The 16,744-nt window shown below is 73.3% G+C and carries 18 protein-coding genes; 1 reads left to right on the forward strand and 17 read right to left on the reverse strand.

Annotated features, from left to right (window positions below; translation table 11 throughout):
* Window positions 1-81: 81 nt before the first annotated feature.
* The 3 genes from pyrH to rpsB all read right to left on the reverse strand — a co-directional run bounded on the left by pyrH (window position 82) and on the right by rpsB (window position 3,071).
* Window positions 82-837 (reverse strand): UMP kinase, encoded by a 756-nt coding sequence (gene pyrH / locus ACIBBF_RS18420; protein ID WP_397416074.1) that lies wholly within the window; start codon window positions 835-837, stop codon window positions 82-84.
* Between the two features lie 175 nt (window positions 838-1,012).
* A complete protein-coding gene (tsf, locus tag ACIBBF_RS18425) occupies window positions 1,013-1,852 on the reverse strand; it encodes a translation elongation factor Ts (RefSeq protein WP_397416076.1) in 840 nt (279 codons plus the stop codon).
* Window positions 1,853-2,144: 292 nt separating this feature from the next.
* Window positions 2,145-3,071, reverse strand: coding sequence for a 30S ribosomal protein S2 (gene rpsB, locus ACIBBF_RS18430; RefSeq protein WP_397416078.1), 927 nt, complete (start codon window positions 3,069-3,071; stop codon window positions 2,145-2,147).
* Between the two features lie 477 nt (window positions 3,072-3,548).
* Between rpsB and ACIBBF_RS18435 the strand changes: the two genes are divergently transcribed.
* Window positions 3,549-4,244, forward strand: coding sequence for a murein hydrolase activator EnvC family protein (locus ACIBBF_RS18435; protein ID WP_397416080.1), 696 nt, complete (start codon window positions 3,549-3,551; stop codon window positions 4,242-4,244).
* A gap of 109 nt (window positions 4,245-4,353) precedes the next feature.
* On the opposite strand, the gene ACIBBF_RS18440 is transcribed toward ACIBBF_RS18435, so the two are convergent.
* The 14 genes from ACIBBF_RS18440 to ffh all read right to left on the reverse strand — a co-directional run bounded on the left by ACIBBF_RS18440 (window position 4,354) and on the right by ffh (window position 16,680).
* Window positions 4,354-5,262, reverse strand: coding sequence for a tyrosine recombinase XerC (locus ACIBBF_RS18440; protein ID WP_397416313.1), 909 nt, complete (start codon window positions 5,260-5,262; stop codon window positions 4,354-4,356).
* Between the two features lie 206 nt (window positions 5,263-5,468).
* Window positions 5,469-6,821, reverse strand: coding sequence for a DNA-processing protein DprA (gene dprA, locus ACIBBF_RS18445; protein ID WP_397416082.1), 1,353 nt, complete (start codon window positions 6,819-6,821; stop codon window positions 5,469-5,471).
* On the reverse strand, window positions 6,814-8,361 hold the full coding sequence (locus ACIBBF_RS18450) for a YifB family Mg chelatase-like AAA ATPase (protein ID WP_397416085.1): 1,548 nt from the start codon (window positions 8,359-8,361) through the stop codon (window positions 6,814-6,816). The genes dprA and ACIBBF_RS18450 overlap by 8 nt, the downstream gene beginning before the upstream one ends.
* Window positions 8,361-8,828 carry a YraN family protein gene (locus ACIBBF_RS18455; protein WP_397416087.1) on the reverse strand — a complete coding sequence of 156 codons (468 nt, stop codon included), beginning with the start codon at window positions 8,826-8,828 and terminating at the stop codon, window positions 8,361-8,363. Before ACIBBF_RS18455 ends, ACIBBF_RS18450 begins: the two co-directional genes overlap by 1 nt.
* 154 nt (window positions 8,829-8,982) lie before the next feature.
* Window positions 8,983-9,282, reverse strand: a complete 300-nt coding sequence (locus ACIBBF_RS18460) for a DUF2469 domain-containing protein (RefSeq protein WP_119137991.1) — start codon at window positions 9,280-9,282, stop codon at window positions 8,983-8,985.
* Window positions 9,283-9,289: 7 nt separating this feature from the next.
* Window positions 9,290-9,979, reverse strand: a complete 690-nt coding sequence (locus ACIBBF_RS18465; protein ID WP_397416089.1) for a ribonuclease HII — start codon at window positions 9,977-9,979, stop codon at window positions 9,290-9,292.
* Between the two features lie 3 nt (window positions 9,980-9,982).
* Complete coding sequence (gene lepB, locus ACIBBF_RS18470) at window positions 9,983-10,747, reverse strand: signal peptidase I (RefSeq protein WP_397416091.1); 765 nt, start codon at window positions 10,745-10,747, stop codon at window positions 9,983-9,985.
* A 205-nt stretch (window positions 10,748-10,952) separates the two neighbouring features.
* Window positions 10,953-11,300, reverse strand: coding sequence for a 50S ribosomal protein L19 (gene rplS, locus ACIBBF_RS18475; RefSeq protein WP_397416093.1), 348 nt, complete (start codon window positions 11,298-11,300; stop codon window positions 10,953-10,955).
* A gap of 224 nt (window positions 11,301-11,524) precedes the next feature.
* Window positions 11,525-12,304 (reverse strand): tRNA (guanosine(37)-N1)-methyltransferase TrmD, encoded by a 780-nt coding sequence (trmD, locus tag ACIBBF_RS18480; RefSeq protein ID WP_397416095.1) that lies wholly within the window; start codon window positions 12,302-12,304, stop codon window positions 11,525-11,527.
* Between the two features lies 1 nt (window position 12,305).
* On the reverse strand, window positions 12,306-12,872 hold the full coding sequence (rimM, locus tag ACIBBF_RS18485) for a ribosome maturation factor RimM (protein WP_397416097.1): 567 nt from the start codon (window positions 12,870-12,872) through the stop codon (window positions 12,306-12,308).
* Window positions 12,873-12,946: 74 nt separating this feature from the next.
* Window positions 12,947-13,186 carry an RNA-binding protein gene (locus ACIBBF_RS18490; RefSeq protein ID WP_119138001.1) on the reverse strand — a complete coding sequence of 80 codons (240 nt, stop codon included), beginning with the start codon at window positions 13,184-13,186 and terminating at the stop codon, window positions 12,947-12,949.
* Window positions 13,186-13,611 (reverse strand): 30S ribosomal protein S16, encoded by a 426-nt coding sequence (rpsP, locus tag ACIBBF_RS18495; protein ID WP_397416100.1) that lies wholly within the window; start codon window positions 13,609-13,611, stop codon window positions 13,186-13,188. The genes ACIBBF_RS18490 and rpsP overlap by 1 nt, the downstream gene beginning before the upstream one ends.
* A 201-nt stretch (window positions 13,612-13,812) precedes the next feature.
* Window positions 13,813-14,934, reverse strand: coding sequence for an amidohydrolase family protein (locus ACIBBF_RS18500; protein WP_397416102.1), 1,122 nt, complete (start codon window positions 14,932-14,934; stop codon window positions 13,813-13,815).
* A gap of 105 nt (window positions 14,935-15,039) precedes the next feature.
* Window positions 15,040-16,680 carry a signal recognition particle protein gene (ffh, locus tag ACIBBF_RS18505; protein WP_397416104.1) on the reverse strand — a complete coding sequence of 547 codons (1,641 nt, stop codon included), beginning with the start codon at window positions 16,678-16,680 and terminating at the stop codon, window positions 15,040-15,042.
* Window positions 16,681-16,744 lie beyond the last annotated feature (64 nt).

Raw genomic sequence — 16,744 nt, forward strand, 5'->3', positions numbered from 1 at the left:
CTGGGCCACTCTACGGACACTTTGCCCGGCTACCGAAAGCTTCGCGCGTCCGGCTCGGCCGGGGCGCGCGGTGCCGCGCGGTCAGCGCGCGGTGATCAGCGTGCCGATCGGCTCGCCGGCGAGCGCACGAGTCACGTTCCCCTCGCCCTCCATGCCGAAGACCCGCATCTGGACGTCGTTGTCGCGGCACATCGCCAGCGCCGTGTCGTCCATGACGCCGAGCCGGTTCACCAGGGCGTCCGTGTAGGTCAGGTGGTCGAGCTTCTTCGCGTCCGGGTTGCGGCGCGGGTCGGAGTCGTAGACGCCGTCGACCCCGTTCTTGCCCATGACCACCTGCTCGCAGCCCGTCTCCAGGGCGCGCTGCACCGCCACGGTGTCGGTCGAGAAGTACGGCATGCCGGCACCCGCGCCGAAGATGACGACGCGCCCCTTCTCCAGGTGCCGGATAGCGCGCAGCGGGATGTACGGCTCGGCGACCTGGCCCATCGTGATGGCGGTCTGCACGCGCGTCTTGACGCCGGCCTGCTCCAGGAAGTCCTGCAGGGCGAGGCAGTTCATGACCGTGCCGAGCATGCCCATGTAGTCCGCGCGGGCGCGGTCCATGCCGGCCACGCTCAGCTCGGCGCCGCGGAAGAAGTTCCCGCCGCCGACGACGATCGCGACCTGCACGCCGTCGCGCACGGCCACGCCGATCTCCTTCGCGATGCGGCGGACGACGTCGGCGTCCAGCCCCACGCTGCCCCCGCCGAACGCCTCGCCCGACAGCTTCAGCAGCACACGCCGAGCAGGGTTGCCTGCCGCGTCCACCGCCACGCCCTGGGTCGCCTCGTCACTCACTGGTCCGTCACCCTTCGTTCGACACTGCCGGGACGCTGCCCCTCCCGGAATACTGCCCGACTGACGGGCAACCCACCTCTGCGCAGGGGCACAGGCGTCCGGGCCGGTCACGACCGGCCCGCGTACAGGTCGGCCCGGCCCGCGCCGAAGCGCGGACCGGGCCGACCGGGATGCGTCAGGAACCGACGCGGAAACGCACGAACGAGTTCAGCGAGCCGTTCACGGAGGCGACGTGCTTGCCCACCGTGACCTTGGGGTCCTTGGCCAGCGGCTGGTCCACGAGCACGACCTCCTTGAAGAAGCCGTTCAGGCGACCCTCGACGATCTTGGGCAGCGCCGCCTCCGGCTTGCCCTCGTTCTTCGAGGTCTCCAGAGCGATCTCGCGCTCCTTCTCGACGACGTCCGCCGGGACGTCCTCGCGCGTGAGGTACTTCGGGGCCATCGCCGCGATGTGCTGCGCGACGTCCTTGGCCACGGCCGCACCGGCCTCGTCGGTGACGACGAGCACGCCGATCGACGGCGGCAGGTCCTTGGCCGTGCGGTGCAGGTAGGTCGTGACCTTCGGGCCCTCGACGCGCGCGACGCGGCGCAGGGCGAGCTTCTCGCCCAGCGTGGCGCCCTGCGCGGCGATGAACTCCGCGACGGTGCCCTCGGGGGCGGGCGCGGCGGCGGCCGCGACCTCGTCCGCGGCACCGGCGGCGGCAGCGGCCTCCAGGACGGCGTCGGCCAGCGCGATGAACTTCTCGTTCTTGACGACGAAGTCCGTCTCGGCGTTCAGCTCGATCATGGTGGCGACCTGGCCGGCGGCGGTGTCCTCGACCTTGACGGCCACGAGGCCCTCGGACGTGGCGTTGCCCTCGCGCTTGGCGGCGCGCGCCAGGCCCTTGGTGCGGATGATCTCGATGGCCTTGTCGGCGTCGCCGTCGGCAGCGTCCAGGGCCTTCTTGACGTCGAGCATGCCGGCGCCGGTGCGCTCGCGCAGCGCCTTGATGTCAGCGGCGGTGTAGTTCGCCATTGTTCTGGTCCTCCGTGCAGTCGTGTTGTTCGTGGGAGGTCGTGCGACCTGAGGGCCGGTGCGTCGCCCGGGCCCCCCCCGGGGGCCCGGGGCCCCCCCCCCGCCCCCGGGGGGGGGGGCCCCCCCCCCCGCCCCCGGCCCCCCCGGCCCCCGCCCCCCCCCCGGGGCCCACGGGGTGGTTGGGGGCTTTTGGGGGGGGGGGGGGGGGGGGGGGTGTGGGGGGGGGGGGGGGGGGGCGGGGGGGGGGGGGGGGGCGGGGGCCCCCGGGGGGGCCCCCGCCCCCCGCGACAGGTCACTTCTCGGTCTCGGCCTCAGCCTCGGCCGGAGCAGCCTCGGCAGCCGGAGCGGCCTCGGTCGCCTCGGCGGCGGGGGCGGCCTCGGCCTCGGGGGCGGCGGCCTCGGCGGGCGCGGCCTCAGCCGGGGCAGCAGCCTCGGCCGGAGCCTCGGAGCCGGCCAGGAGCTCGCGCTCCCACTCGGCCAGCGGCTCGGCGGCGGCCTCGGCCTCGGCACCGGTCTTGGCACCGCCCGAGTGGCGCTGCATGAGGCCCTCGGCGGCGGCGTCCGCGATCACGCGGGTGAGCAGCGTGACGGAGCGGATCGCGTCGTCGTTGCCCGGGATCGCGTAGTCGACCATGTCGGGGTCGCAGTTGGTGTCGAGGATCGCCACGACGGGGATGCCCAGCTTGCGGGCCTCGTCCACCGCGAGGTGCTCCTTGTTGGTGTCGACGATCCACACGGCCGAGGGGACCTTGGCCATGTCACGGATGCCGCCCAGCGTGCGCGAGAGCTTGTCCTTCTCGCGACGCAGGACCAGGAGCTCCTTCTTCGTGAGGCCCGAGGCGGCCACGTCGTCGAAGTCGATCTCCTCGAGCTCCTTGAGGCGCTGGAGACGCTTGTGCACGGTGGTGAAGTTCGTGAGCATGCCGCCGAGCCAGCGGTGGTTCACGTAGGGCATCCCGACGCGGGCGGCCTGCTCGGCCACCGGCTCCTGGGCCTGCTTCTTGGTGCCGACGAACAGGATCGAGCCGCCGTGGGCGACCGTCTCCTTGACGAAGTCGTAGGCGCTGTCGATGAAGTGCAGCGACTGCTGCAGGTCGACGATGTAGATGCCGTTGCGCTCCGTGAAGATGAAGCGCTTCATCTTCGGGTTCCAACGGCGGGTCTGGTGTCCGAAGTGGACACCGCTCTCGAGGAGCTGGCGCATGGACACGACGGCCATGACACGTCCTTTCGGTGCGGCCGGGATCGCCCCGGTGGTTCCGCACGCATTTCAGGCGGCGCGGGGCGATGCCCCAGGCCGCGGTCGGGTTGAATCGGCACCACTGCTGCTCTGGTGCCCCTGGCGTCACGACGTGCCCGACGCCGACCCTCTGGGCCGGACCGCTGCCGGGCGCGACTCGATGTGACGCGCGGTGTCGACCGGGTGCCCCTCGCCCCGGTGGGCCGCCGACCGAAGGCCGTGGGTCCACCGGACGGAAGTTCATGCCGGTCGCGGGAGGAAGTCTACCCGACCAGCCCTTGCGACGAGGACCCGGCGAACGGGTCGCGACTGTGACATCGCCCGCCGGCTCGCACAGGCACCGGCGGTGGCGCCGACAGGCACCGAGCGTGACCACAGGAGCGGTTCGAGCTGCACTGTGCACAGGCACGGGGAAAGGGCTGCGCACGGTGGCAGGCGGCGGGCGATGCTCACCGCATGACGACATTCTCCCGTGGCCCCGGTGTCCCTCCCCGTGCACCTCGTCCTGTCGGCTCGGCCGTGCTCGGCCACGTCGCGCCTGCCCGCGCCGAGAGGGCGATCGGAGTGCGGTGGGGCTTCGCCGCCCTCTCCGCCGTCGCGCGGACCGTGCTGATCGCCGTCCTGCTCGTCGGGTCGATGGCGGGCGCCCCCGCGGCGGCCCTGCGCGCTGGGCCCGACATGACGGTGCGCTCGGTACCCGACAGCTCCCCGACCGGGTACATGGCACCCGTCCCCGGTGTCGATCCACCGTCCGGCGTGGAGCGGTCGTTCGACCCGCCCGAGCACGAGTGGGGTCCCGGCCACCGGGGCGTGGATCTCACGGCGGCGGTCAGCGTCGACGTGGTGTCCCCTGGCCCGGGCGTCGTCACGTTCGCGGGGCCGGTGGCGCGACGCGGCGTCGTCGTGATCACGCACCCCGACGGCCTGCGCAGCAGCCTGGAACCGGTCACGGCGTCGGTAGCGGTCGGGACCGCCGTGGCGGCGGGGACCGTCATCGGCACCGTGGAAGGCGACGGCGGGGGCGACAACGTGTCGGCGAACCACTGTGCGCCGCGGTCGTGCGTGCACTGGGGCGTCCGGCGCGGCGAGCGGTACATCGATCCGCTCACGCTCCTGGACCGTCCGCCCATCGTGCTCCTCCCGGACCGGTGACGGTGAGCAGTGGGGACCCGGCCATCTCCGTGTGGCCGGCCTTGAGCGGCCATCTCCGTGCGGCCGGCTTCGTGCGGCCGGGTGGACGTCGAGGCGATCGGCGACCCGGTCAGGCGCGTGGGAATGCCTGGGCGTAGGTGCTGCGCAGGCGCTCGGCGTCGACGTGGGTGTAGCGCTGGGTCGTGGCGAGGTTGGCGTGCCCCAGCACCTCCTGCACGGCGCGCAGGTCCGAGCCGCCCTGCAGCAGGTGCGTCGCCGCCGAGTGCCGCAGCGCGTGGGGTGCCACGTCGTCGACCCCGGCCTGGGCCGCGAGGCGGTGGATCGCCTCGCGCACCTGCCGCTGCCCCCAGCGTCCGCCGCGCTCCCCCACGAGCAGCGCGTCGCCCGTCGTGGCGGTCACGAGCGCGGGTCGCCCGTCGGACAGCCAGGCCTCGACCGCACGCGCCGCCGGGATGCCGAACGGCACCACGCGTTCCTTGCCGCCCTTGCCGAGCACCCGCACGAGGCGGTCCCGGGCATCGACGTGCCCGACGTCGACGGACACCAGCTCGCCCACCCGGATCCCCGCGCCGTACAGCAGCTCGGCGGCGACCCACGACCGCAGTGCAGCGGGGCGTGTCGCCTCGTCGGCCTCGTCGGCCACTGCCCGGGCGCCGTCGAGCAGGCGGCCGGCGGCGTCCACGTCCAGCACGGTCGGCAGCGTGCGCGGGACCTTGGGGCTGGCCAGGCGCGACGACGGGTCCACGGGCACGAGCCCGGCGCGGTGCGCCCAGCGCAGGAACGCACGTGCGGAGGCCCCCCGGCGCGCGAGCGTCGAGCGGGCGAGCCCACGGTCGGACTGGGAGGCCAGCCAGCCGCGCAGCAGGGTGAGATCGATCGCGTCGAGGCGCGTGGTGCCGTGGCGCATCGCGTAGCGCAGAAGGTCGGTCACGTCCGCCACGTAGGCGCGCCGCGTGTGGGCGGAGTGCCCGCGCTGCGCGTCGAGATAGCTGGCGAACCGGGACACGGCGTCGGACATCTGCTCGGGCAGCCGAGGCAAGCCGGACAGGTCGGTAAGGTCCACGTTTTCCAGTGTGCGCCTCGCCTGCCACCAGGCGACGAAGGCGCGCCGTCCGCACGCGGTGCCCCGCACCGCCCCGCACCCGCCCGCACCCGGGACACCGGCCGGCCCCCGGCCGATCTCACGCTCGGACACGAGCCACGGACGCTGTGCGACCGCCCTGGTCATCGTCGCCGCCAGCCACCGTCCTTCTGCTCGGCCAGTCCCATCAGCTCCAGCAGCCCCAGCGCACCCGTCGTCTCGCCCAGCGCCAGACCTGCCGCGCGGGCGACCGATCTCTCGTGGGCCGGTCTCCGTACGGGCAGCGCGTCGAGCACGGCCTTGCCGGCGGCGTCGAGGTCGTCCTCGGGGCGCGTCTCACCCCGGCGTGGCGGCGCGGTCTCCCCTGCGTCCCCGACCAGCTCAGCGGCCTCTGCGGCGTCCGTGACACACACCGCGGCGCCGCGGCGGAGCAGCTCGTGGCAGCCCGCCGACGCCATCGAGGTGACCGGCCCGGGGACCGCGCCGAGCGGCCGCAGCAGTCGCACGGCGTGGTTGGCGGTGGACAGCGCGCCGGAGCGCACGGACGCCTCGATCACCACCGTGCCGGACGTGAGCGCCGCGATCAGCCGGTTCCGCTTGAGGAAGCGCTGCTTGCCCGGCACCGAGCCCGGTGGCACCTCGCTCACCACGGCGCCACCCTGGTCGGCGGCCCGACGCAGCAGGTCGGTGCTGCTCGCCGGGTACAACCGGTCGACGCCGCCGGCCAGGAAGGCCACGGTCGGCGCACCGGAGACCAGCGCGCCCCGGTGGGCCTCCGCGTCGATGCCCGCGGCGCCCCCGGAGACCACGGTGAACCCGCGGTCGGCCAGGCCGCACGCGAGGGATCGTGTCACCCGGATGCCGTAGTCGGTGCATGCGCGCGACCCGACGAGCGACACCGAGCGCTCCGCGAGCCTGCCAAGCTCCGGTTCCCCGCGCACCCAGAGCGACAACGGCGCGATGGCACGCAGGGCACCCAGCGATACCGGCCAGCGCGGGTCCTCCGGGGTCAGGAAAGTGCCGCCGTACCGGTCGAGCACCGCGAGCTCACCGGCGGGATCGAGCCGCTCGAGCCGAGGTGCCCAGCGCCGAACGGTCGCCACGACGAGCTCCACTGCCCGCGCCCCGGAGGCCGCCGGCCCCTCCGTCGCCGACTTCTCCGTGGCCGGTCCTTCCGCCGCCAGTCCTTCCGCCGCCAGTCCTTGCGCCGGTCCTTCCGCGACCGGTCCGAGCAACCGCCCGGGTGCGTCCGCGGCCCCGCCGAACAGCGCCCGGCCACCCGCGATCCGATGGAGCACTGCCTGCGCCTGTTCCGGCGCACCGGCCGCGTCCATCAGCCAGCGGAGCGCATCCACCGGGCCGAGGCTGTCCACCAGGGCACCCGCCACGGGATCGCCCGGCTCGGCGAGGCGGCTCCATGCGGCCCGGGCCAGGACCGGGTCGTCGGCGTCGAACCGGAGGCCGGGTCCGGGCCGTCCGAAGAGCGCGTCAGGCATGGTCGCCTCCCGTACGCAGCAGCAGCGCGTTGCCGACGTCGGCCACGGTCGGCGCCGCACGGCCCGCGAGGTCCGCGACGGTCCAGGCGATCCGCAGCACCCGGTCCACCCCGCGCAGGCTCAACGTCCCGGCGGTCATCGCGCGGTCGATCGGGCCCAGCAACCCGGGGCGCGGCCGGAGCAGCTCGCGCAGGAATCGCCCGGGCATCTCGACGTTGGTCGACCAGGGTGTCTGGGCCAGCCGGGCGCGCGCCGCCTCGCGGGCGCCGAGCACCCGGGCCGCCACCGCCGCCGTCGGCTCGGAGGAGCCCTCGAGCCGCTCGACCCGGTCCACGCGCCGCACCTCGACCTGGACGTCGACGCGGTCCAGGAGCGGGCCGGACAGACGCGCGAGGTACCGGCGGCGCACGGTCGGCGAGCAGCTGCAGTCCAGCCCCTTGCCCACCGCCATCCCGCACGGGCAGGGGTTGGCCGCCAGGACGAGCTGGAAGCGGGCCGGGTAGCGGGCCGCACCGCCCGACCGATGGATCACGAGCTCGCCCTGCTCCAGCGGCTGGCGCAGCGTCTCCAGCACGTCGGACCGGAACTCCGGGGCCTCGTCCATGAACAGGATGCCCCGGTGTGCCCGCGACACCGCACCGGGACGCGGCACGCCGGACCCGCCGCCCACCACGGCCGCCGGCGTCGCCGTGTGGTGCGGGTCCTCGAACGGGGGCCGGCGGATCAGCCCGCCGCCCGGATCGAACGTGCCCGCCACGGAGTGCACGGCCGTGACCTCCACCGCCTCCTGGTCCGTCAGGTCGGGCAGGATCCCCGGCAGGCGGGACGCCAGCATCGTCTTGCCCGCACCCGGCGGCCCGACCAGGAACAGGTGGTGCCCGCCGGCGGCGGCCACCTCCAGGGCGAACCGCGGCCGGTCCTGGCCGAGCACGTCGGCGAGGTCACCGGGCAGCCGGGCGGGCGGCGCGGAGCGCTCCGGCCGGACCGTCACCACCTCGCGCACCAGCTCGGGCGGGCCACCGTGCAGCACCAGCACCTCGGCGAGGCTGGCGGCACCGACCACCCGCGCGCCGGGCACCAGGCGCGCCTCGTCGAGGTCCCCCGCGGCCACGACCACGTCCGGGAAGCCGGCGTCGACCGCGGCCGCGACCGACGGCAGCACTCCCCGCACGGGCCGCAGCCGCCCGTCGAGTCCCAGCTCGCCCAGGTGCACCGTCCGGGCCAGGCTCTCCTGGCGCAGCCCCGGCGACGCCGGGCCGTCGGCACCGGCCAGGACCGCCACGGCGATCGCCAGGTCGTAGGCACTGCCGCGCTTGCGGAGCGACGCGGGCGACAGGTTCACCGTGATCTTCCTGACCGGCCACGGCACCCCGGAGGAGGTCACCGCCGCACGCACCCGGTCCCGCGACTCGCTCAGCGCGGTGTCCGGAAGCCCGACCAGGGTGAAGCCCGGCACGGACGCCGCCAGGTGCGCCTGCACCTCCACGACGTGCCCCTGCATCCCGACGAGCGACACCGCCCGCGTGGTCGCCACCCCCATCAGGCCACCGCCTCGAGGTGCTCGACCACGGCCCGGCCACGCCGGGGCAGGGTCACGGCAACGACGTCGATCCGGATCGAGCCGAAGCTGGTCCGCGTGTCCGAGAGGACCGGCGCCGCGCCGGCAGACGCCCCGCCGGGAGCCCCGACCGGCATCCTGACCGACGCGGCCTCCTCGGCGAGCTGCGCCGCCACCGTCCGTTCCCGGAACGCGGTGAGCCACTGCCCGGTCAGCCGCTTGACCCGCGCCAGCTTGCGCGCCGTGACCGCCTCGGCCGGATGACCGTAGCCGAGTCCGGTCCGTGTCTTGACCTCGACCACCACCAGCACGTCGCCGTCGACCGCGACGATGTCGAGCTCACCGTCCTTGCCGCGCCAGTTGGTGTCGAGCACCGCCCAGCCGCGCTCCTCCAGGTACCGCCGCGCCACCCGCTCGCCGTACCGGCCCACGCCGTCCTTCTTCGCCATCGCGTCCACCTCCGTGACCAGCCTTGGTCACGACAGGGGGCGACGGCAGCGCCTGCGGGCTCACATGTGCACAGACCGACGATCCACAGGCTGGGCGTAACGCTCGCAGCCCCGGAACGGCGGCAGGAGGGTCCCTACCCGCACGGGACGAGTTTCAGAGGGCCAGCTCGGCCTTCGCCAGCTCCTCGACGTTCACGTCCTTGAACGTCACGACGCGCACCGACTTCACGAAGCGGGCGGAACGGTAGACGTCCCACACCCAGGCGTCCCCGAGCCGCAGCTCGAAGTACACCTCACCCGCCGCCGACCGCACCTGCAGGTCCACCTGGTTGGCCAGGTAGAAACGGCGTTCGGTCTCCACCACGTAGGAGAACAGGCCCACCACGTCGCGGTACTCGCGATAGAGCGCTAGCTCCATCTCCGTCTCGTAGTTCTCGAGGTCTTCGGCGCTCACGACGACATCATCCCACCGACGCCGCGGTTCCGGGCAGGTTCCAGGACCTGCGGTGCTGCGGTGTCGGGCCGTGCAGGCCGAGGGCGTCCATGTGTGCCTTGGCGCTGTAGCCCTTGTTCTGGTCCCACGCGTACTCGGGGTGCCGCTGGGCCAGCTCGACGAGGATCGCGTCGCGCTCGACCTTGGCCAGCACGCTGGCGGCGGCGACCGACGTGCACGTCATGTCGGCCTTGACCAGGGTGCGCACCGCGGGCTCGGGCACGTCGTCGTCCGGGATCTCCGACGCCGCGAACAGGTCGAGCGCCGGCCTGGACAGCCAGTCGTGCTTGCCGTCCAGCACCACCACGTCGACGTCTCCGCAGACCAGCCGCACCTGCGCGAGCGCTCGCCGGCCCGCGAGCCGGAGCGCCGCGATGATCCCGACCTCGTCGATCTCGGCCGGTCCCGCGTGTCCGACGCCCCAGGCCACCGCCCAGCGCCGCACGGCGGGAGCGATGGCCTCGCGCGCGGCGGGCGTCAGGAGCTTCGAGTCCGCCACGCCCTTCGGCCCGGTGCGGGTGGTGGCGTCCACCACCACGACGCCCACGCTGACCGGGCCCGCCAGGGCACCGCGCCCCACCTCGTCCATGCCCGCCACGAGGCGGGCGCCCGAGGCGAGGAGCGCGCGCTCCTGCCGCAGGGTCGGCACCGTCACCACGGCCTACTCCCCCGCGGGTGGCTCGTCGGGAACGTTCGCGAAGACGTCGGACGGGGTGCTGTGCCAGTTCAGCCGGTCCAGCGGCCACACGGTGGCGAACGCCGTGCCCACGACGTTCTCGACGGGGACGAACCCGCCGCCCGGCTTGCCGCGGTTGTACCGCGAGTCCTGCGAGTTCTGCCGGTTGTCGCCCATGACCCACAGCATGCCGTCGGGCACCGTGACCTCGAACGAGTCCTGGCTCGGGATCGACCCCGGCTTGATGTACGTCTCGTCGATCGGCGTGCCGTTCACCGAGACGCGCCCCTCGGCGTCGCAGCACTCCACCGTGTCGCCGGGCAGCCCGATCAGGCGCTTGATGAGGTGGTCACCGGTGTCCTGCGGCAGCAGGCCCACCGTGGTCAGGAACGACACGGCGGCGTCGCCGATCGGCCCGCGCTCCGGCGGCACGTACGGCGGGAGCCAGTCACCCGGGTCCACGAAGACGACGATGTCCCCGTGCTCCAGGTCGAACGGGCCGGGCGTCAGCCGCGACGCCATGACGCGGTCACCCTGCGTCAGCGTGTCCTCCATGGAGGCGCTCGGGATGTAGAACGGCTGCACCAGGAAGGTCTTGATCAGCCACGACAGCACCAGCGCGCTGACCACGATGATGCCGATCTCCCGCAGCATCGCGAGAACGCCCGACTGCTGCTTCGGCGCACGACCGTGCGCGGCCCCGTCCCGACGATGCGCCCCGCTGTTGCCCCACGGATCTGCTGCGCTCAACGGCGTCCCATCGGTAGGGGTGGGCGGTGCCACCCGGTCGAAACTCGTCACGAGGGTAACTCTGTCACCTCTCGGTGCCCGCGGCGAAACGGCCTCGCGAGCCCACACCGACCCCGTCTGATATCACCACAGAACGGGGCAGGCGCGGCATCGGCCGCCACCCTCCGACAGAGGGTGACGGCCGACACGGGAACGCTCGGAAGCGTCAGACCTCGCGCTTCTCGCGGATCTTCGCCTTCTTGCCGCGCAGCTCGCGCAGGTAGTACAGCTTCGCGCGACGCACGTCACCACGGGTGACGACCTCGATCGACTCGATGGTCGGCGCGTGCAGCGGGAACTTGCGCTCCACGCCCACACCGAAGCTGACCTTGCGAACCGCGAACGTCTCGCCGATTCCACCGCCGTGGCGGGAGATGACGACGCCCTGGAACGCCTGGACGCGAGAGCGGTTGCCCTCGACGACCTTGACGTTGACCTTGACGGTGTCACCGGCGCGGAACGCCGGGATGTCGGACCGCAGCGAGGCGGCGTCGATCATGTCGAGCTTCTGCATCGTTCTCTCCGGGCCTGCCACAGGTCAGGCGCGAATATCGTGGGCCCTGCCGCGGCCGTGCGGCCGCCAGGGTCCCGGAAGGGTGAGGATGATGGTGCGGCTTGACCCGGTCAGGGACGGTTGCCCGCCCCGGTCGTCCCCTGTGGCAGAGACCTGACCGGCGACGCACCAACGGCTCATTCTGCCACACATGCGTGTCCGCACCGACACGTACGTGTGTGATGTCAGGCCCGCACCAGCGCGTTCCCGTCGGGCCCGGGCACCCAGCCCAGCTCCGCCAGCAGCGCCAGGTCGTGCTTGTCCAGGCCCGCGGGGTCCAGGGCCGCGATCATGTCCGGCCGGCGCGCGGCGGTCCGCTCCAGGGCCCGGTCCCGGCGCCAGCGCTCGATCCGTGCGTGGTGCCCCGACAGCAGCACCTCCGGGATCTCCAGGTCCGCCCACGCCGGCGGCTTCGTGTACACGGGGTACTCGAGCAGGCCCGCGGCACCGTGCGACTCCTCGACCAGGGACTCCGGGTTGCCGACCATGCCGGGCACCAGCCGCGCGACGGCCTCGATCATCACGAGCGAGGCGACCTCGCCGCCGTTGAGCACGTAGTCGCCGATCGAGAGCTCCCGCACGGTGACCCCGGCGGCGCGGTAGTGCTCGGCGACGCGGGCGTCGATGCCCTCGTAGCGCCCGCACGCGAACACGAGCTGCTCGGCCGTCGCCAGCTCCTCGGCGTGCCGCTGGGTGAACACCTCGCCCGACGGCGTGGGGACGATGAGCTGCGCACCCGGCGTCAGCACGTCGTCCAGGGCGACGCCCCACACGTCGGGCCGCATGACCATGCCCGCTCCCCCGCCAAACGGTGTGTCGTCCACGGTGCGGTGCCGGTCGGTGGTCCAGTCCCGCAGGTCGTGCACCCGCAGGTCCAGCAGGCCCCGCTGCCGCGCCTTGCCGACCAGCGACAGGTCGAGCACCGACAGGTAGTCGGGAAAGATCGAGACGACGTCGACCCGCACGTCAGCCGTCCTCGCCGTCGACGTCGTCGGCCCGGTCCACGATCGCGGCGTCCGCGTCCCGCGCGAGCAGGCCGCCGGGCGGCGTGAGCACGACGCGACCGCCGGCGACGTCGACCACGGGCACGATCGCCATCACGAACGGCACCAGGGTGCGGGCCGTGCCGCCGTCGGGCAGCGTCTCCTCGACGAGCAGGGCCTCGTGTGCCGGCAGGTACTCCAGCGTGACGACGGTGCCCACCACGGTGCCGTCCTCCAGCTCGGCGCGCAGGCCCGCCAGCTCGTGCGGGTACCAGGCGTCCTCCTCGTCGGAGACGTCCGCCTCGACGACGAGCTCGACGCCCCGCAGCTCCTCGGCCGAGTTCCGGTCGGGCACCTCGGCGAACGTCACCAGCCACCGCCCCTGGTGCTGCCGGGCGTGCGTCACCGTGAGCGGACCCGCGTCGGCGGGCACCGTCTCCAGCCGCTCGCCGACGGCGAGCCGGACCTCCGGCTCGTCCGTGCGCAGGTCCAGGGCCACCTCGCCCTTGAGCCCGTGCGCCTTGGTGACGCGGGCCACGGTGAGCTGCATGTCTCTCCTCGAAGATGAGCGAGGCCCGGTCCACGTCCGGACCGGGCCTCGTCGTCGTGCTGGGTACCGAGCGGTCAGCGCCGGTCGACGTCCACGACGTCGACCCGCACCGGGCCGTCGGTGGCGAGCGCACCGATCACGGTGCGCAGGGCGCGCGCCGTGCGACCACCCCGGCCGATGACACGGCCCAGGTCGTCGGGGTGCACACGGACCTCGAGCAGGTCACCACGGCGCAGCGTCTTCGCGGAGACGCGTACGTCGTCCGGGTTGTCCACGATGCCGCGCACCAGGTGCTCGAGGGCCTCCGAGAGCATCAGGCCTCGTCGCCCTCGGCCGGCTCGGCCGGAGCCTCGGCGGCGGCAGCGGCAGCCTTCTCGGCAGCCTTGGCCTTGGCCTTCTCGGCGTCGGCGTGCACGGCCTCGATCGCGGCGGCGGCGTCGGCCTTCTCGCCCTTGACCTTCAGGGTGCCCTCGGCACCCGGCAGGCCCTTGAACTTCTGCCAGTCACCGGTCACCTTGAGGAGAGCGGCGACCTGCTCGGTCGGCTGAGCGCCGACGCCGAGCCAGTACTGCGCGCGCTCCGACTTGATCTCGATGAGCGACGGCTCCTCGGTCGGGTGGTACTTGCCGATCTCCTCGATCACGCGACCGTCGCGCTTGGTGCGCGAGTCGGCGACGACGACACGGTAGTACGGGGCCCGGATCTTGCCGAGGCGCTTGAGACGAATCTTGACGGCCACGAAGTGGTCACTCCTGGTTCTGAATGGGATGGCCCGTGCACCGCGACGTGGGGTGACGCAGTGGGTGGGACCGGGACACGACCTGACCGGGTGAGAGGGGTCCGGGCACGCCGAGTACCCGCATATTGTGCCAGACCGCGGAGGGCCTCACCAACCAGGCGTGCCTCACACCGCGCGGTCGCGACACGCCCGCGCGACCCGTCAGCCTGCGGCCGGGTAGACGACGCCGCGCAGCACCACCGCCGTGGGGTGCCGCAGCACCTCGATGTCCTCGCGCGGGTCGGCCGGGTACACCACGAGGTCCGCGCTGGAGCCCTCCACCACCGCCCCGAACCCCAGGTACTCGCGGGCCCGCCACGAGGCCATCGCCACGACCTCGGCCGGCGGGATCCCCGCCGCCACCAGCTCCGCGCACTCGTCGGCGATCCGGCCGTGCGAGATGGTGCCACCCGCGTCGGTGCCGACCAGGAGCCGCACCCCGGCGTCGTACAGGTTCCGCACGTGCTCGTACCGGCGGGCGTACATGGTGCGCATCCGCTCCGCGTACACGGGGTACTTGCCGTCCGCCTGCGCGGCGATGTTCTCGAACTGCCCGATCTGCAGCATCGTGGGCGTCACCGCGACACCGCGTTCCGCGGCGAGGGCCATGTGCTCGGCCGTCATGCCCGTACCGTGCTCGATGCAGTCGACGCCGGCCGCCAGCAGCCCGTCGATCGTCTCGGTGGCGAAGGCGTGCACGGTCACCCGCGAGGCCTCGGCGTGCGCCACCGCGACGGCCTCGGCCAGCAGCTCGTCCGACCAGAGCGGCCGCAGGTCGCCGTCGGCCCCCAGGGTGCGATCGATCCAGTCGCCCACGAGCTTGACCCAGCCGTCGCCGCGGCGCGCCTGCGTGCGGACGGCGTCGGGGAGCAGGTCCGGGGACTCCAGCTCCAGCCCGTAGTTGCGCAGGTACCGCTTGGGGCGCGCGAGGTGCGTGCCCGCGCGGAGCAGGTGCGGCAGGTCGGGACGGTCGTGCACCCAGGCGGTGTCCAGCGGCGAGCCCGCGTCCCGGACCAGGAGCACGCCCGAGTCACGGTCCGCGACCGCCTGCTTCTCCGCCTCCTCGACCGGCACGGCGCCGTCGGCGGCCAGCCCGATGTGGCAGTGCACGTCCACCAGACCGGGCAGGGCCCAGCCCTCCAGCACCCGCATGTTGGTGCCCTGCGCCGACGGCCGCGTGAGGCTCACCCGGCCCGAGCGGACCCAGATCTCCTCGGCCTCGCGGTCGTCACCGAGCAGGATGTGCCCACGGATCGCCGCGGTCGGACCTTCCAGCGCAGACATGCGGCTCCTTCGCTCTCCCCGATTCACCCTGTGGACACGCCCCGCACCGCACCACCGTCGGCCCGCCCGCCGGAACCACCCGGCGGACGGCGCGCACCGCCGACCTCACCGACCCAGGAACTTCTCCAGGCCCGGCGGCAGCTCGAGGTTGCTCAGGTCGGGCGTCTCGTCCTTCTTCGGGGCGACGCCGAAGGCCGAACCCGCCGGCGCGGACGAGACGGACGTGGCCGGCCCGCCGCCGAGCGCACGCTGCATCGCTTCCTTCTCCTGCTGGGCACGCTTGGCCGGGTTCCCGGACTTGCCCTTCTTGGCCTTCTTGGGCGGCTGGGTCTTGCCGCGCGACTTCTTGCCCATGCCCATGCCGGGGCCACCCGGCATGGCGGGCATCCCGCCCGGGCCCAGGCCGCCGCCCTTGGACATCTGGCGCATCATCTTCTGCGCGTTCTCGAACCGCTCCAGGAGCTGGTTGATGGCCGTCGTGGTGGTGCCGGAACCCTTGGCGATGCGCGCGCGGCGCGAACCGTTGATGATCTTCGGGTTGTCGCGCTCGGCGGGCGTCATCGAGTGGATGATCGCCTCGATGCGGCCCACCTCGCGCTCGTCGAACTGGTCGAGCTGGTCCCGCATCTGCGCCATGCCCGGCAGCATGCCGAGCATCTTCTTCATCGAGCCCATGTTCTTCAGCTGCTGCATCTGCACCAGGAAGTCCGCGAGCGTGAAGTCCTGGCCGCTGGCGAGCTTGCCGGCCATCTTCTCGGCCTGCTCGGCGTCGAACGCCTTCTCGGCCTGCTCGATCAGGGTGAGCACGTCACCCATGTCGAGGATGCGGCTCGCCATGCGGTCGGGGTGGAAGACCTCGAAGTCCGTCAGCTTCTCGCCGGTGGACGCGAACATGATGGGCCGGCCGGTCACCTTCGCGACCGACAGCGCGGCACCACCGCGCGCGTCGCCGTCCAGCTTGGACAGGACGACGCCGGTGAAGTCGACGCCGTCGGCGAACGCCTTGGCGGTGTTCACCGCGTCCTGACCGATCATCGCGTCGATGACGAACAGGACCTCGTCCGGGTTCACCGCGGCACGGATGTCCGCGGCCTGCTGCATGAGCACCTGGTCGATGCCGAGGCGTCCGGCGGTGTCCACGATCACGACGTCGTGCTGGCGCTCCTTGGCGAACGCGACACCGTCGCGGGCCACGCCGACCGGGTCGCCGATCAGGGGCGCGTCGGCGGCCGGGTCGTCGGCGTCCGAGGTGTTGCCGGGGTGCGGCGCGAAGACGGGCACGCCCGCCCGCTCGGCCACCACGGAGAGCTGGGTCACGGCGTTCGGGCGCTGGAGGTCGGCGGCGACCAGCAGCGGCGTGTGCCCCTGCCCCTTGAGCGCGTGCGCGAGCTTGCCGGCCAGGGTGGTCTTACCGGCACCCTGCAGACCCGCGAGCATGATCACGGTGGGCGGCGTCTTGGCGAGCGTCAGCGGCCGGGTGGCGCCGCCGAGGATGTCGACGAGCTCCTCGTTGACGATCTTGACGACCTGCTGCGCCGGGTTCAGCGCACCCGAGACCTCCGAGGAGAGCGCCCGCTCGCGCACCGCGGCGGTGAACTCCCGCACCACGGGCACCGCGACGTCCGCGTCCAGGAGGGCGCGGCGGATCTCCCGCACGGTCGCGTCGATGTCCGCCTCGGAGAGACGGCCGCGCGTGCGCAGGTTCTTGAACGTCGAGGTGAGCCGGTCGGACAGGGAGTTGAACACGGACACAGCCTAATCCAGCATGCACCACAATCGGATTCGTTTGTGAGGCACCGCCCTTCTCGGG

The organism is Promicromonospora sp. NPDC050880, assembly GCF_044456525.1.
Taxonomy (GTDB): Bacteria; Actinomycetota; Actinomycetes; order Actinomycetales; family Cellulomonadaceae; genus Promicromonospora.

Excerpts from the sequence above, each read along its gene's own strand:
- ACIBBF_RS18450 (WP_397416085.1), bottom strand. The coding sequence starts at position 8,361 with ATGGGGGTGGCGACCACGCGGGCGGTGTCGCTCGTCGGGATGCAGGGG.
- rimM (WP_397416097.1), bottom strand. The coding sequence starts at position 12,872 with ATGCAGCTCACCGTGGCCCGCGTCACCAAGGCGCACGGGCTCAAGGGC.
- ACIBBF_RS18435 (WP_397416080.1), top strand. The coding sequence starts at position 3,549 with ATGACGACATTCTCCCGTGGCCCCGGTGTCCCTCCCCGTGCACCTCGT.
- dprA (WP_397416082.1), bottom strand. The coding sequence starts at position 6,821 with ATGCCTGACGCGCTCTTCGGACGGCCCGGACCCGGCCTCCGGTTCGAC.
- rpsB (WP_397416078.1), bottom strand. The coding sequence starts at position 3,071 with ATGGCCGTCGTGTCCATGCGCCAGCTCCTCGAGAGCGGTGTCCACTTC.
- rplS (WP_397416093.1), bottom strand. The coding sequence starts at position 11,300 with ATGCAGAAGCTCGACATGATCGACGCCGCCTCGCTGCGGTCCGACATC.
- ACIBBF_RS18440 (WP_397416313.1), bottom strand. The coding sequence starts at position 5,262 with ATGTCCGACGCCGTGTCCCGGTTCGCCAGCTATCTCGACGCGCAGCGC.
- ACIBBF_RS18490 (WP_119138001.1), bottom strand. The coding sequence starts at position 13,186 with ATGCTCTCGGAGGCCCTCGAGCACCTGGTGCGCGGCATCGTGGACAAC.
- ACIBBF_RS18455 (WP_397416087.1), bottom strand. The coding sequence starts at position 8,828 with ATGGCGAAGAAGGACGGCGTGGGCCGGTACGGCGAGCGGGTGGCGCGG.
- ACIBBF_RS18500 (WP_397416102.1), bottom strand. The coding sequence starts at position 14,934 with ATGTCTGCGCTGGAAGGTCCGACCGCGGCGATCCGTGGGCACATCCTG.
- tsf (WP_397416076.1), bottom strand. The coding sequence starts at position 1,852 with ATGGCGAACTACACCGCCGCTGACATCAAGGCGCTGCGCGAGCGCACC.